The organism is Motilimonas thetidivivens (genome assembly GCF_046452435.1).
Taxonomy (GTDB): domain Bacteria; phylum Pseudomonadota; class Gammaproteobacteria; order Enterobacterales; family CBDFNC01; genus Motilimonas.
The window spans coordinates 71,066-83,878 of the sequence record NZ_JBKFDK010000021.1; the positions used below are offsets into that span (position 1 = coordinate 71,066).

The window sequence follows — 12,813 nt, forward strand, 5'->3', positions numbered from 1 at the left end:
GGCAAAAGCAAGTGCTGTCACACCAATTTAGCGAAATGTTAAATCAATCTTGCATGATATCTTCAAGTTGATTGGGTATATGTGTTTAAATTACACAGCGCAGCAACTTAGCGTCACACCCGAGCCCATTGCGCTCAAGGCGTTTCAATTAACGCTAAATTCAAGAACCTAGGCAATTAACATAATGATGGATGGCTTTTTAAAAATTGCGACTGGCAGGAGCATTTACGCCACCCATTTTCTGCTGGTATTTATGTTCGTCGCCCCTGCCGCCGTGCTCACGGATTATGTGTTACTCGATAGTATCGCTTGGATTATGTTAATCATTCTTGGCATCTTTATTTTAATTACGGGCATCATTACGCGCCAAGAAGCCATCGACAGTCACAACTGGCCTAGAGTAGAAGCTAAATTACTAAGTACCTCGCTAAAATCCAACTCATCCAGCTCAGGTGGACGTAGCTATGCGCCCGAGATCAAGTGCAAATTTAGGGTGGATAATACCGAATACCAAGGCACCGAATATGACTTCAGTGCAAGTTATGGCGCAAAACATAAAGCAGAAGCAAAGGTGCAGCAGGTAAAACAAATGCAGCCATTGCTTATACATTATAAACCGTCTGCTCCCGAGATAAATGTCATCCACCCCGGCTTACACTCTTCTCATTACATCCGCATTGTTATCGGCCTGGCAGCCATCATCATGCCGGTATTGATTTGGAGCGGTGTTATAGTTCTAAAATAAACTAACTCCCCCCATCTAACGTCGTCCGCGTTTTCACCCACCTGAAAAAAGAATGAATTAACCCACTGTTACCCCTTAGTTTGCAACGCAAAAAACATTATTGACTACACTTAAACCAGAGAACCATGGTGAGGACATAATGCATGGATGCAAGCCAACACGCAGCTCATGAACAGGTAAGCAATAAGGGGCATGAAAAGGCCAAGACAACGGCGCTATTGCCCGCTTTGGTAGGGATTGTCGGCTCGCCCAAGGTGAGGGTTAATCAAGCCCGCCAACTTAGTCTGTTTGACCGCCCGCATCTAAGCTTAGCCAGTGCTCAACCTGAACTCACCTTTACCAGTGCCAACCTTGGCTTTTATTGCTTTATTGGTCACCCCAATTGGCAACAAGCTAGCCTTAATCAAGCCAGCAACCAGCAAGCCTTCGCCAACCAATTTAGCCAATTGCCCCATAAAGCCTTAAATCAACTCAATGGCGGCTTTGCCATGGTGTTTAGCGATGCCAAGCAATGTGTGTTGGCCAGCGATCCTTTTGCCAGCCAATGCATGTACTACACGCAAGTTGGCCAGCAGCTGATTTTTGCCAGCAGCATGAATTTGCTACTACAACAGTTACAACAAGCCCCCAGCATCGATCTGCAAGCCATCTTTAATTACTTATATTTTCATATGATCCCAAGTCCGCAGACCATTTTTAAGGGGGTTTACAAACTGCAACCGGGAGAATTGGTTCGCTTCAGCCAAGGGCAATTACATCACCAACATTATTTTGTCGCCCCCTTTAGCGAAGATAAACGCCAGCAACGTGAACAGTTGCAACAAGAATTACAGCAAACCTTAGCCAGCGCGGTAAAGCGTCAGCTGCCTGACACCAACTCAGATATAAACCAAATTGGCAGCTTTCTCAGTGGCGGCTTAGACAGCTCCACCATTACCGGATTGTTGAGCCAATTACGCCCCAATAGCCCTAGCTACAGCATAGGTTTTCATATCGAAAAATATAACGAGCTGCCTTGGGCCGAACTCAGTGCACAGCATTTCCATAGCCCTATGCATCAGCACAAGGTTACCGCAGACGAAACCGCCGACGTCATCGAGCGCATTAGCCAATATCTTAACGAGCCGTTTGGTAATTCATCTGTGGTGCCGACCTTATTTTGCGCCCAACTGGCCAAGCAAAATGGCACCCATTTACTGCTCGCGGGTGACGGCGGTGACGAACTGTTTGCTGGTAATGCGCGCTATGCCAAGCAGCAAGTATTTGAGCTTTATCAGCAGTTGCCCAGTGCATTGCAAACTAAGCTGTGTGATCCCTTGCTACACGCGTCCAGTTTGAAGCGCTGGCGCTTAGGTCAAAAAGTGCAAAGCTATTTGCAGCAAGCCAAGGTAACACTGCCGGCGCGATTGCAAAGCTATAACTTTATACATCGACTCGGCCCAGAGCATTTCTTTACCCCAGAATTCTTAGCCCAAGTCGATATCGAGCAACCGGATCAACTAAACGAAAACTGTTTTAATCAGCCATCCGGTGTTAGCCAGCTTAACCGCATGCTCTGGCTAGATTGGAAACACACCTTAGCCGATAACGATTTACGCAAAGTCAGTAGCATGTGTCACTTGGCTGGTGTCGATGTACGTTTTCCTATGTTAGATCGCCAAGTGGTTGATCTTAGCTGCCGTATTCCCAGCCAATGGAAACTGCCCTTTGGCAAGCTGCGCCATTTCTACAAACAAAGTTTTCGTGATTTCTTACCACCACAATTACAAACCAAGCCCAAGCACGGTTTCGGCCTGCCTTTTGGTATTTGGACCAAAGAACACCAAGCCTTACAAGATTTAGCCAGCACCGGCATTAATACCTTGGCGGGGCTGAATATTTTCTCACCAACCTTGTTAAAACAAGTACAGCAATTACACCAACAAGAGCATGCCGAATATTATGGCGAACTGGTTTGGATCTTAATGATGCTGGGTCTTTGGCTGAAACAACATCAAGCCATCAAGCTAAATAGCAATAAGGAAGTCGCCGCATGATTTGGCTTACCCTTGAATTAATCGTGCTTTGGATCTTGGTCAGTAATGCCTTGCTGTTAAGCAGCCATCGCCGCAAGTTACGTCAATTCTGGTTGGAGCCCAGTTTTAAACAACCCGTGATCTTATTTGAAAGTGACGACTGGGGCCCCGGCCCAGCTGAACATGCCGAAGCCCTTGATAAAATCCAACACACTTTAGCCCAGTCACGGGACTATCGTGGCCACTGCGCCCACATGACCATAGGCACGGTGCTGTCGATCCCCGACGCCGATAAAATCAAGCAAAATCAGTATCAAAGCTATTATGGTATCGACTTATGTGCGCCCCAATTTGAGGCGGTATTAAGCAGTTTAAAAAACGGTTGGCAAAAAGGCCTACTGTCATTGCAATTACATGGCCGTGAACATTTTTGGCCCGCGACTTTATTAGCAGCAATCCAACAGAACGATGACCTCAAGTCCTGGCTCGATAATGACAGCGTCTACACCGAAAAACTACCTTCCGAACTGCAAAGCCGCTGGAATACACCAAGCAGTGTTGCCGAAATAGCACTGGCAGTAAAACAAGAAACCGAATTATTTAAACGTTGCTTTGGCTTTGCCGCCGAAATCGCCGTGCCGCCTACGTTTGTCTGGAATGAGCAAGTGGAAATCAGTTGGCGTAGCCAAGGGCTTCACACCATTATTTGCCCCGGCAAACGCTTTATCCGCCGTCAACAAGGCCACTTTAGCTATGACCAAGATTTAATTGTTAATCTGCAAACCTCTGCAACAGGGCATACTTATATAGTCAGAGATCAGTACTTTGAACCCGAATTTGGCCACCAATGGCAAGACGCCATAAAACGGGTCGCACATTGCATTCAACTTGGTCGCCCCTGCTTATTTGAAACCCACAGATTTAACTTTATTAACTCAGCCAGCAGTTGCGATAACAGCTTAAACCAAATCGAACAGTTACTGCAGCATACCCTTAAACGCTGGCCTAGCTGCTGCTTTTTGAGTAATAGCGAGTTGCTGCGATTGCCACAGCATGATCCCGACCAATTATTAGAGCACGGCTGGCGCGCCAGACTAAAAGTGTGGCTTGCTCGCGCCAAAACCCTACCCCGGTTTCGCCATTTTGCCGCGATATCAGGATTAAGCTTAGGTTGCTGGTTACTCACTCGACTCCCTGTCATCACCCTGCCACTAGGTTGGCTACAGCATAGAAGCAATAAGTGTTAACCCGAGGGAAGTTACCGTAAGACCAAAAGGATGCCAAGATGACCGAAACTAACTTAGTGCATAAACTCACCAGTACTGAGTACTTACAAAAAAACCTTGTCGCCTTCAAACGCCACCTCAAGGGACAATGGTGGCAACTCACACAGCCACAAACCTTAGATCCTATCTTTATTGTTGGCTGCTCGCGCAGCGGCACCACCGTCACCTTTGAAACCCTGTCGCAATCGAGTGAGGTGCGCTCTCTGGGTTATGAAACACCCCAGCTGTGGCACAGCTTATATGGCCCCAAACACAATCAATGGCATTCCGAAGCGGCTCGCGCCGAGGATGCCAAGCCTGCCCACCGCGACGCTTACTTTAAGTTCTTTTATCAGCGCTTAGGGGCGGGACAAGTCCTTGATAAAACGTGTATTAACATTTTGCGCTTAGAGTATTTGTATCAGCTTTTTCCCAACGCCAAGTTTGTATTTATTTATCGCAATGGCCGCGACAATATTAGCTCTTTGATGGATGGCTGGCGCAATGATAAACAGTTTTGCTTAACTCAATTTTTGGGTGACAACCCAGAGCAAGTCGCCATCGAAAATGGTGAGTTTAAACAATGGCACTTTTTTCTGCCGCCACAATGGCGCAGCTACAATCATGCTAGCCTAGCCGAAGTGTGCAGTTTCCAATGGCTAAAGGCCAACACCATGGCACTCAAGGCCAAGCAAAGTATTCCAAGTAAACAGTGGATTGAGTTTCGCTATGAAGACTTTATCGCTCAACCCGTGGAAATCATGGAGCAAGTTTGCCAGCAATTAGGATTGCCCTTTGAAGCGAACATTAAACTTCACTGCGCTAACTTAAGCTCTCGTCCAACTAGCCTAGTCAGCGGTAAGCCAGAGCCAGACAAATGGAAAAAGCGCAATTACCAAGCTATTTTATCGATTGAAGACAACATCGCCCCCTTGATGCAAAAGCTGGGGTATCAATAGATGCTCGTCTCACCTGACTATCTGCCATCACCTTCGCGGGATCCTAAGCGCGTCAGCGTGGTGATCCCCGTTTACAATGGTGCATGGTGCATTGAGCGCGCCGTGAATAGCGTGTTAGCACAGCGCCAGCCGCCATTAGAAATTATCGTGGTAAATGATGGCAGCCAAGATAACAGCGCAGCGCTCCTTAACCAATATGGCAACCAAATTAGGGTGATCCACAAAGCCAACCAAGGATTAAGCGCCGCGCGCAATACCGGCATTCGCGCCGCCCACGGCGATTACATCGCCTTTTTAGACGCCGATGATTATTGGCTGGAAGATAAACTAGCCGCACAAATTGCCCTGTTTAACGCTCAACCTAATCTTGCCTTTTGCGGCTGCGCCGCCAAGGTAGTCGACCAACACGACAATCAACTGCAACTGTGGCCTTGCCCTCGCTTATCACCAGAGCAAAATATCCTCGCCGCCATTTTTGCCCAACTTGGTTTAGTGCCCGGCAGTGGCTCAGGGGTAATGGCTCCCACGCATTTATTGTTACAACAAGGCGGCTTTGATCCTGACTTAAAAGCATTGGAAGACGTCGACATGTGGCTGCGATTAGCCAGCCTTGGCCCATTTGACTGCGTCAGCGAGCCACAAGTCGTGATCTTGCGCCACAGTGACAGCATGAGCACTAGCCTAAGTTTAATGCGCCAACACGCGATCAAGGTGATGCAAAAAAACCGTCACTTACTGCCCGCCCATTTGCAAGGGCGATATTGGCAGCAATGTTACGCCGGCATGCTGATTGACTATGCCAAATGGGCCTATCGCGCCAGATTAGAGCCTCAAGCCCGCACCGATTTGCTTCATGCACTGCGCCTTGCGCCACTGCGTTACGGCAAATTGATTGCGTCTTTGTTTCTCGCAATGCGTGCCCACAAGCCCATTTGAAAAAGGAGTGCGCCATGGCTGGCCAACCAACCTTAATCATCACCGAACTTTTCTTGCCAACGAAAGGCGGCACGGCGGTATGGTTTGATCAGGTTTATCGCTGTCTTGGCGCCAAGGAGCAGCATATCTTAACCGCCAAGGTGGCACATGATGCGCAGCACGATGCTAATCACCCCAACCACATTCACCGCATTACACTGCGCCGCGTCAGCTGGCTTAAACCCGAGTCATTGCTGATGTATCTCAATTTACTGCTGCACAGTATTTGGATTTGTTTACGCTATCGCATCAAAAGCATCCATGCTGGTCGAGTCCTACCAGAAGGCGCTATCGCGTTAATCTGCAGCCGACTGTTTCGCATTCCTTGTATTGTTTATGCGCACGGCGAAGAAATCACCACTTGGCGTCAAAATGGCAAGTTTAAGGCCATGACTTGGGTCTACCGCCATTGCGATCGCATCATAGCCAACAGTGAATTTACCCAGCAGGCTTTACTTGAGCTGAACATCAACCCTGACAAAATTAGCCTGATCCATCCCGGCGTGGATTTGGCGGTGTTTCGTCCCGCGCTGCCATGTGATGATTTAAAGCCTCAATTGGGTATCAGCCCGGCTACGCCATTGCTGCTCTCGGTCGGTCGTCTTAGCCGCCGCAAAGGCTTTGATCATGTGATCAAGGCGATAGCAGATTTACAGCAACAAGGACAAACCGTGCACTATGCCCTGATTGGCATAGGCGAAGATCAAGATTACTTACAAACCCTAGCCAAACAGCTGGGCATCGCCAACCAAGTTCACCTGCTCGGCCATGTAGCGGCGTCGGATTTACCGCGTTGGTATAACGCCTGTGAGCTGTTTGTGATGCCTAACCGTGAGGTGAATGGTGACACTGAAGGCTTTGGTATGGTGTATATCGAAGCGGCAGCTTGTGGCAAAACCGCCATTTCAGGCTGCGTGGGCGGCCCACCGAATGCCGTATTGCATCAACGCACAGGGTTAAACGTTAATGGCGAGAATATTACCGAGCTAAGTCACGCCATCAACCAATTACTTACCGATACTCAGCTTCGAGAGCAGTTAGCCCAACATGCCTTGCAACGCGCCCAGCAGCAACTTAGCTGGCCAGCCGTGGCGCAACAAACCAAGCAACTGCTCAATAACATGGCCACATAAGCTATGACCAATGGAGCCAGCGTTGACGCTAAAAAGGCCATGGTACAAGGAGCGCTTTGGACCATTGCCATGCGCTGGGGAGCAAAGTTTCTTGGCTTAATCAGCACCATCATTGTTGCCCGATTAGTGATGCCCGAAGACTATGCCGTGATCGCCATGGCGATGCTCGTGGTGGGACTGCTAGAAGCCTTCATTGATTTAGGCGCTGCAACAGCACTGATCCGAGAGCCCGACCCAGATCGTGATTTTATTAACTCGGCTTGGACCTTACGCTTTTGCCAAACGGCGGTGGTAGCCTTACTACTTGTGTTACTGGCCTACCCCAGCGCGTACTATTTTGAAGAGCCCAACGTAGCGCCCATTTTAGTGTTACTGGCTGTGTGTATGCTACTCAATGGTGGCAATAACATCGGCCTAGTTCTGGCGCGTAAAGCACTTAACTTTGCACTTGATTTTAAAGTATTGATGATTGCTAAAGTGGCGCAAGTTATCGTGACTATCATCGCCGCGTATTTTCTTGGGGATTATCGCGCACTGGCTATCGGCGTTGCGCTAGGTTATTTGCTGGGCTTTATTTTAAGTTATTTAATGCATCCCTATCGCCCTTGGTTTTGTACCCGCGCTTGGCCACAAATTTGGCATTTCAGTAAATGGTTAATCATCGCCAATAGTGCGCAATACCTACTGCAGAAGTTAGATCAACTTGCCGCAGGTCGGATTGGCACCAGCCATCAATTTGGTCTTTACAATGTCGGCGCTGATTTAGGGCAACTGCCCACAGCGGAACTAGGGCCTGCCATCATCAAAAGCTTTTTGCCGGTATTGTCGAGCATTCAAGATCAGCCCGAGCGGGTGAATCGTGGCGTGCTAAAGGTGCTCGCCATCCTAAATACCCTGACACTGCCCGTCGGCTTTGGAGTTGCCGTCATTGCCGAGCCGCTAGGCAATCTGTTGTTAGGATCAAACTGGGTAGGTGTGGCGCCATTTATTGCCCTATTTGGCATTTGCAGCGCGTTTAAGGTGGCGCCAAAACCTCTATCAAGCCTGCTACTGCTGCATGGCTACAGTAAAAATCAAAGTGCTATCTTAGTGATTGAGTTAGTCGGTTTCATGGTCGCGGCTTGGCTACTTATGCCCCATTATGGCTTAACCGGCTTGGTATTAGGGCGTATTGCTGCGGCCATTGTTGTGATCTTTGCGTTTTGCTATGAAGCCCACAGCAAATGCGGCTTAGCCTTTTGGCAGCCCCTTAGCACCCTGCTCCGCCCCCTTATTTGCACCCTTATCATGTTTTTTGCCAGCACAGAGATCCTCGCTTACCTCAGCTTAGACCATGATTTACAAAAAATTGCTATTGCCATTATTTGCGCCACCGTCATTTATACTACGCTTATGTGGTTACTTTGGTTACTTTGGCGCAAACCCATAGGACTAGAGCAAGAGATTTGCCAGTGGTGGTTACAACGCCAACGCAAATAAACCCTGTTGTTTAGGTGAATAAGGTTAGTTGTCCTTATGAAATTACAGTATCGCGATGTATTGATACGTCTAAATCACTTTTTTCATGTTTCACTGCCACTGTGGCTAGCGAGCCTCAAACCCAATAAGGCGGCCAAGCTTGCCCCTCATACCTTAATTTTTCCGGCAGATCCGCAAAACCCAATTGGCTCCATGGGTGACCAAGCTATTTTTCTCGGCCTGATCCAATTACTACACCAGCAAGGCAAACATAACATTTCCATCTTGTGTTATCGCATCCCAAAACAATATTGGCCCGAGGTCAACTTCATTAAAATATCGCCCACCTATAGCGGCAGCTTAGAGTTTGCCAAGCAGCTCGCAGGTGCAACCCAATATATCTTTACCGGAGCCGATGTGGTGGACGGCAAATACGGCGCACGCTTTGTTTGCCAAGCATTAAGCTTTGCTCAATTTACCGCCCAACAACATAAGCCCGCCATCATCACAGGCTTTAGTTTTAACACTCAGCCTCGTCAAATCATCATAAATGCACTAAATCGATTGAGCGATGCGGTCACCATCAAGGTGCGAGATCCTTATTCTCTGCAACGTTTTCATCAATTTTGCCAACACCCTGCAGACTTGGTGGCCGATACTGCGTTTAGCATGGCAAAAGCCGAGAATATTTCGGCTGACGTCAAGCTCTGGTTGCAACAAGTAAATGAACAAAAGCGTCTCGCGGTCGGCATCAATATTAACCGCCATGCCTTTAAAACCGAGGTGCAGCGCTTAGGCCAATCAGCATTTCTTGATCAAGTACAAGCACAACTGCAAAGCCTAGCGCACACTCACAAGATGGCATTTTGTTTTATTGTTCATGATTACAAGACCCAAGCGGGTGATGTTGAAATGCTAACCGAGCTGCAGCAACGTTTTGCTGCCAATCATTCATTACTGCTGACCTCCCATCAACCCGCTGAAATTAAAGCGGTCTGTGCTCAGCTAAATCTTGTCATTAGTGCCAGAATGCATCTGGCCATTGCCAGCCTAGGCGCAGGAACACCGGTATTAGTGGTGGATTATCAAGATAAGTTTGCCGGCCTTCTGCATCATTTTGGCCTGAACGAGCAAGCCATTTTATCCCCCGATGGTTTTTTAACGCCGCAATTGGCGCAACACGTCGCCCAACAGCTCAGTCAACTTGAGCCAACCAAGCAACAAATCGCGCAGCGCTTACCTAAGGTAATGGCATTAAGTGCCGCTAATTTGACGTCTAACCAGAAGCCACTCACAGCGGCTATTCACAGTTATACCCAATAATCCTTGCGCCATGATGCCTATCTACGCAGGCATCATGCACCTTGGCTATTGCTCGCAAAAATGGCCTCACAAATCAAAGTAAAAAAGCCCCGCTTTGTTCACACCATCCCCTTAATATATTGATATATAATCAGATCTATTATTCTCACGGTATCGGCTTATCAAGCAGATGGGCAATAAACTGTTAGGTATAAAATAAAATGGCACCCTTAATTATCGCAGTGCTCTATGGCCTCGCTTTTTTGCTAGTAAAGCTAGGTGCGGGCTTAGAAATGAATAACGAACTTAGACTAGCCTTCAATTTAATTACTGGCATCGGAGCCTTGATTGCGCCTATGTTTGTTTACTCGCTTATCGATCAGCGCCTAACACAAAGGGCAATCAACCATATTGGCAAACAGTGGTGCAAAGAAAACGCGCATGAATTCCAAAAAACCGAAATACATAAAAATCACATTACCCTAAACCTACTGTGACGCAGGCAAAAAACTTAAGCGTCAATTTAGGGTTCACTTTGTATTTACCACGTGGCAAGTAAAAAGCGTCGAATGGCTCAAAAACGAGTATCGAGCGAGCGCATAAGTGAACAAAATACAATCAACCAAGCGAACAAAGTGGAATTTTCTTATACGAAACGCCGTGAAATTATCCTTGATGGCTTAACTGCCGCATCCCTGCGGCAGATATTCATCTAAGAAAACGCCACTAAACGCTCAAAAAAATTCATGTGTTTGCCCTCAGTTATCTCCCCATCTAAATGCATCTGAGTTTCAGACGGGAAAGCTGGGCGACAACAGCCAGACTCTCGATCAAGCTCACACTCTGCAAGTAAATCGCGCAAGTATGCACGATATTAACTCACCATTGGTGAATGGTTAACAGAGAAATTAATTGCACAAACATTTGAAAGAAAAGGATTTCCATCTCATTTCGTGAACAGCAATTGTTTGCAACTAGTTATCTGACAGTAGTAGCGTAATATAGCGCGCGCACTGCAGAAAATTAAAATCTCTACGCTGGTGTATCAAAACTAATTCTATCGCTTAATGACAAGCATAACGTGACACTAAACAGGGAAGTTATATGCTCAAAAATAAAAAATTAATATCAGCTACATTACCACTTATGCTTTCACTACTTGCTGGTTGCGCCAGTAACGGTGACGATAAAGTGAGCATGTATAATGGCGAGGTTGTTTTCAGTGAAAACTTCACCGGCGGTTTTGAACAATGGGTTGGTAAAGAACAAACAGTAGAGATCAAAAGCAAAATAGTGGATGACCCACTACGCGAAAACAAAAAAGCGGCACAGTCTACAGTAAAAGTCTTTGGTGGCGACTATATCAGCAAGCAAAAATTTACAGCGGGCGAATATGTACTAAGTTTTGATTACTTAGGTACCTGCTCAAAAGATTGCGGTGGTGTAGTAGGCTATGGAGAAGGGTTTCCAGGGGTCAAACATCATTGGCTTGCCGGTACCCGTAGTGGCTTCCCAACTAAGTTAAACGACAAAAATGAGTGGGAACATCACCAAATTGAATTTAACGCGTCCTATGATTTCCACCTCATTTTCGAGCAATGGACGGATTCAGACGGCGAACCGGGTACAGTATTATTTGCCGATATTAAACTGCAAAAGAAGTAATCCCAACAAGTTAGCCATGATAGAGGGTATTGTCAGGGTGACCGCATGAATATACAAAATCATTCATGCGTTTGCCCGAGGCCGTTGTTATTCAACTTGTTATCTTCGGTATGAAAGTGGCTAACTCTTTTCACATCTCAGGCTACTGAGCTTGTGGGTAATCCCTCCAAAACGGAGCGCAGCAAAAAATGTCCTATGGCAGCCTTGTTAGCTGCCGAACTTTTTTGTAGCAAGTGCAAGGATGTAATGATAACCCCATGCCCCCATATTGTATGTTTTAGGATAGACATCCTGTTCTGAACCTGTTTTGAAACCCTCATCCAGAATTTCACCTCCGGTTTCTTGGATCGTTTTTATATGCGCATAGCTTTGCTCTAATATTCTAGATCCAGCTACCGCATCAACCGTGGGCGGCATATCACCAACCCAATCTAGGGGACCTGCAATAAACATACGAGAATCAAATTTATCCGATTTCGATAATTTTCCGATCACCAACCCACAACAATATTTTCCATTCTCAAGCGGAACTGACCAAATTTGTCCTCTTTTTAAGTATGAGGTTGATTTAGGCTTGAAAGGATATTCAGGTTTCATATTAATTCCAGATAAGGCCTTTTTCAGCCGTTCAAAAGGTGGCGATTGGCTATATGATAATGAGGGAAGCGAAATTGCACGCGTTTTGAGTCCGACTTAAATGCCTTTATTAGCATTCTTTAAATGTCGGACAAGTTTGTGCTTCTTTATATTTTTCTCTCTTTCTTCTAGTAGACAAGCTTTAATCTCTTCATGAGTTTGTAGACGAACATATTTCCAAATTGTATCTGTTTGACTTCCACCATATTTTTCGTTGAAGTGTTCAGAAAGTTCATGTAGTGCCCACTGCCCTTTTGAATACTCGCCCATTGCTAAAAGCGTAAATGCTTGAGGGTATTTAGCTTTTTCATTTCCAAGTGAGTATAACTTTTCTAATTCTGTTAAAGTTTTACATTCATCGAAAAACGGTAAAACTTTTGTTTCTACAACCTTGATTAGGGTAGCTTCAATATTTTCACTAGATACGTGCGGGTCAAGCTTTACTGGGTAACTACCTGCAGCAGGTGACCAACCCATATGTATCCATAAATCAGGTAATGATATAGGATAAATAGCAAACCAAATTTCTTTTTTTGTTTTTTGTCCATTCAGGGATAAAGTAAACAGCATTTCGTCCCTGACACAAATATAGCTGGTTTTACTGAACTGCTTAAAACCTCGATTAGCTAGGTAATCTTTGAACATATAACCCCTAAATAT

General features: G+C 46.3%; 12 protein-coding genes. 10 read left to right on the forward strand and 2 right to left on the reverse strand.

Annotated features, from left to right (window positions below):
* Positions 1–184 precede the first annotated feature (184 nt).
* The 10 genes from ACK8OT_RS14995 to ACK8OT_RS15040 all read left to right on the forward strand — a co-directional run bounded on the left by ACK8OT_RS14995 (position 185) and on the right by ACK8OT_RS15040 (position 11,517).
* The gene (locus tag ACK8OT_RS14995; protein WP_410197328.1) at positions 185–745 is read left to right on the forward strand and encodes a DUF3592 domain-containing protein; all 561 of its coding nucleotides are present in this window, start codon (positions 185–187) and stop codon (positions 743–745) included.
* Positions 746–888: 143 nt separating this feature from the next.
* Complete coding sequence (locus ACK8OT_RS15000) at positions 889–2,781, forward strand: asparagine synthetase B family protein (protein WP_410197329.1); 1,893 nt, start codon at positions 889–891, stop codon at positions 2,779–2,781.
* Positions 2,778–4,007, forward strand: coding sequence for a hypothetical protein (locus ACK8OT_RS15005; protein WP_410197330.1), 1,230 nt, complete (start codon positions 2,778–2,780; stop codon positions 4,005–4,007). Before ACK8OT_RS15000 ends, ACK8OT_RS15005 begins: the two co-directional genes overlap by 4 nt.
* Positions 4,008–4,045: 38 nt before the next feature.
* Positions 4,046–4,984, forward strand: a complete 939-nt coding sequence (locus ACK8OT_RS15010) for a sulfotransferase family protein (protein ID WP_410197331.1) — start codon at positions 4,046–4,048, stop codon at positions 4,982–4,984.
* Complete coding sequence (locus tag ACK8OT_RS15015; protein WP_410197332.1) at positions 4,985–5,920, forward strand: glycosyltransferase family 2 protein; 936 nt, start codon at positions 4,985–4,987, stop codon at positions 5,918–5,920.
* 14 nt (positions 5,921–5,934) lie between these two features.
* A complete protein-coding gene (locus ACK8OT_RS15020) occupies positions 5,935–7,092 on the forward strand; it encodes a glycosyltransferase family 4 protein (protein ID WP_410197333.1) in 1,158 nt (385 codons plus the stop codon).
* Between the two features lie 3 nt (positions 7,093–7,095).
* Positions 7,096–8,571, forward strand: a complete 1,476-nt coding sequence (locus ACK8OT_RS15025) for an oligosaccharide flippase family protein (protein WP_410197334.1) — start codon at positions 7,096–7,098, stop codon at positions 8,569–8,571.
* A gap of 36 nt (positions 8,572–8,607) precedes the next feature.
* Positions 8,608–9,873: a polysaccharide pyruvyl transferase family protein gene (locus ACK8OT_RS15030; protein ID WP_410197335.1), complete on the forward strand. Its 1,266-nt coding sequence runs from the start codon at positions 8,608–8,610 to the stop codon at positions 9,871–9,873.
* Positions 9,874–10,073: 200 nt separating this feature from the next.
* Positions 10,074–10,349, forward strand: a complete 276-nt coding sequence (locus ACK8OT_RS15035; protein WP_410197336.1) for a hypothetical protein — start codon at positions 10,074–10,076, stop codon at positions 10,347–10,349.
* A gap of 607 nt (positions 10,350–10,956) precedes the next feature.
* Complete coding sequence (locus ACK8OT_RS15040) at positions 10,957–11,517, forward strand: hypothetical protein (protein ID WP_410197337.1); 561 nt, start codon at positions 10,957–10,959, stop codon at positions 11,515–11,517.
* Between the two features lie 207 nt (positions 11,518–11,724).
* Here ACK8OT_RS15040 and ACK8OT_RS15045 read toward each other — a convergent pair whose 3' ends face one another.
* On the reverse strand, positions 11,725–12,114 hold the full coding sequence (locus ACK8OT_RS15045) for an Imm26 family immunity protein (protein ID WP_410197338.1): 390 nt from the start codon (positions 12,112–12,114) through the stop codon (positions 11,725–11,727).
* A gap of 96 nt (positions 12,115–12,210) precedes the next feature.
* Positions 12,211–12,813: hypothetical protein (locus tag ACK8OT_RS15050; protein WP_410197339.1), on the reverse strand; the 603-nt coding region annotated here is incomplete at its 5' end.

Excerpts from the sequence above, each read along its gene's own strand:
- ACK8OT_RS15015 (WP_410197332.1), top strand. The coding sequence starts at position 4,985 with ATGCTCGTCTCACCTGACTATCTGCCATCACCTTCGCGGGATCCTAAG.
- ACK8OT_RS15025 (WP_410197334.1), top strand. The coding sequence starts at position 7,096 with ATGACCAATGGAGCCAGCGTTGACGCTAAAAAGGCCATGGTACAAGGA.
- ACK8OT_RS14995 (WP_410197328.1), top strand. The coding sequence starts at position 185 with ATGATGGATGGCTTTTTAAAAATTGCGACTGGCAGGAGCATTTACGCC.
- ACK8OT_RS15020 (WP_410197333.1), top strand. The coding sequence starts at position 5,935 with ATGGCTGGCCAACCAACCTTAATCATCACCGAACTTTTCTTGCCAACG.
- ACK8OT_RS15000 (WP_410197329.1), top strand. The coding sequence starts at position 889 with ATGGATGCAAGCCAACACGCAGCTCATGAACAGGTAAGCAATAAGGGG.
- ACK8OT_RS15005 (WP_410197330.1), top strand. The coding sequence starts at position 2,778 with ATGATTTGGCTTACCCTTGAATTAATCGTGCTTTGGATCTTGGTCAGT.
- ACK8OT_RS15030 (WP_410197335.1), top strand. The coding sequence starts at position 8,608 with ATGAAATTACAGTATCGCGATGTATTGATACGTCTAAATCACTTTTTT.
- ACK8OT_RS15010 (WP_410197331.1), top strand. The coding sequence starts at position 4,046 with ATGACCGAAACTAACTTAGTGCATAAACTCACCAGTACTGAGTACTTA.
- ACK8OT_RS15040 (WP_410197337.1), top strand. The coding sequence starts at position 10,957 with ATGCTCAAAAATAAAAAATTAATATCAGCTACATTACCACTTATGCTT.
- ACK8OT_RS15045 (WP_410197338.1), bottom strand. The coding sequence starts at position 12,114 with ATGAAACCTGAATATCCTTTCAAGCCTAAATCAACCTCATACTTAAAA.
- ACK8OT_RS15035 (WP_410197336.1), top strand. The coding sequence starts at position 10,074 with ATGGCACCCTTAATTATCGCAGTGCTCTATGGCCTCGCTTTTTTGCTA.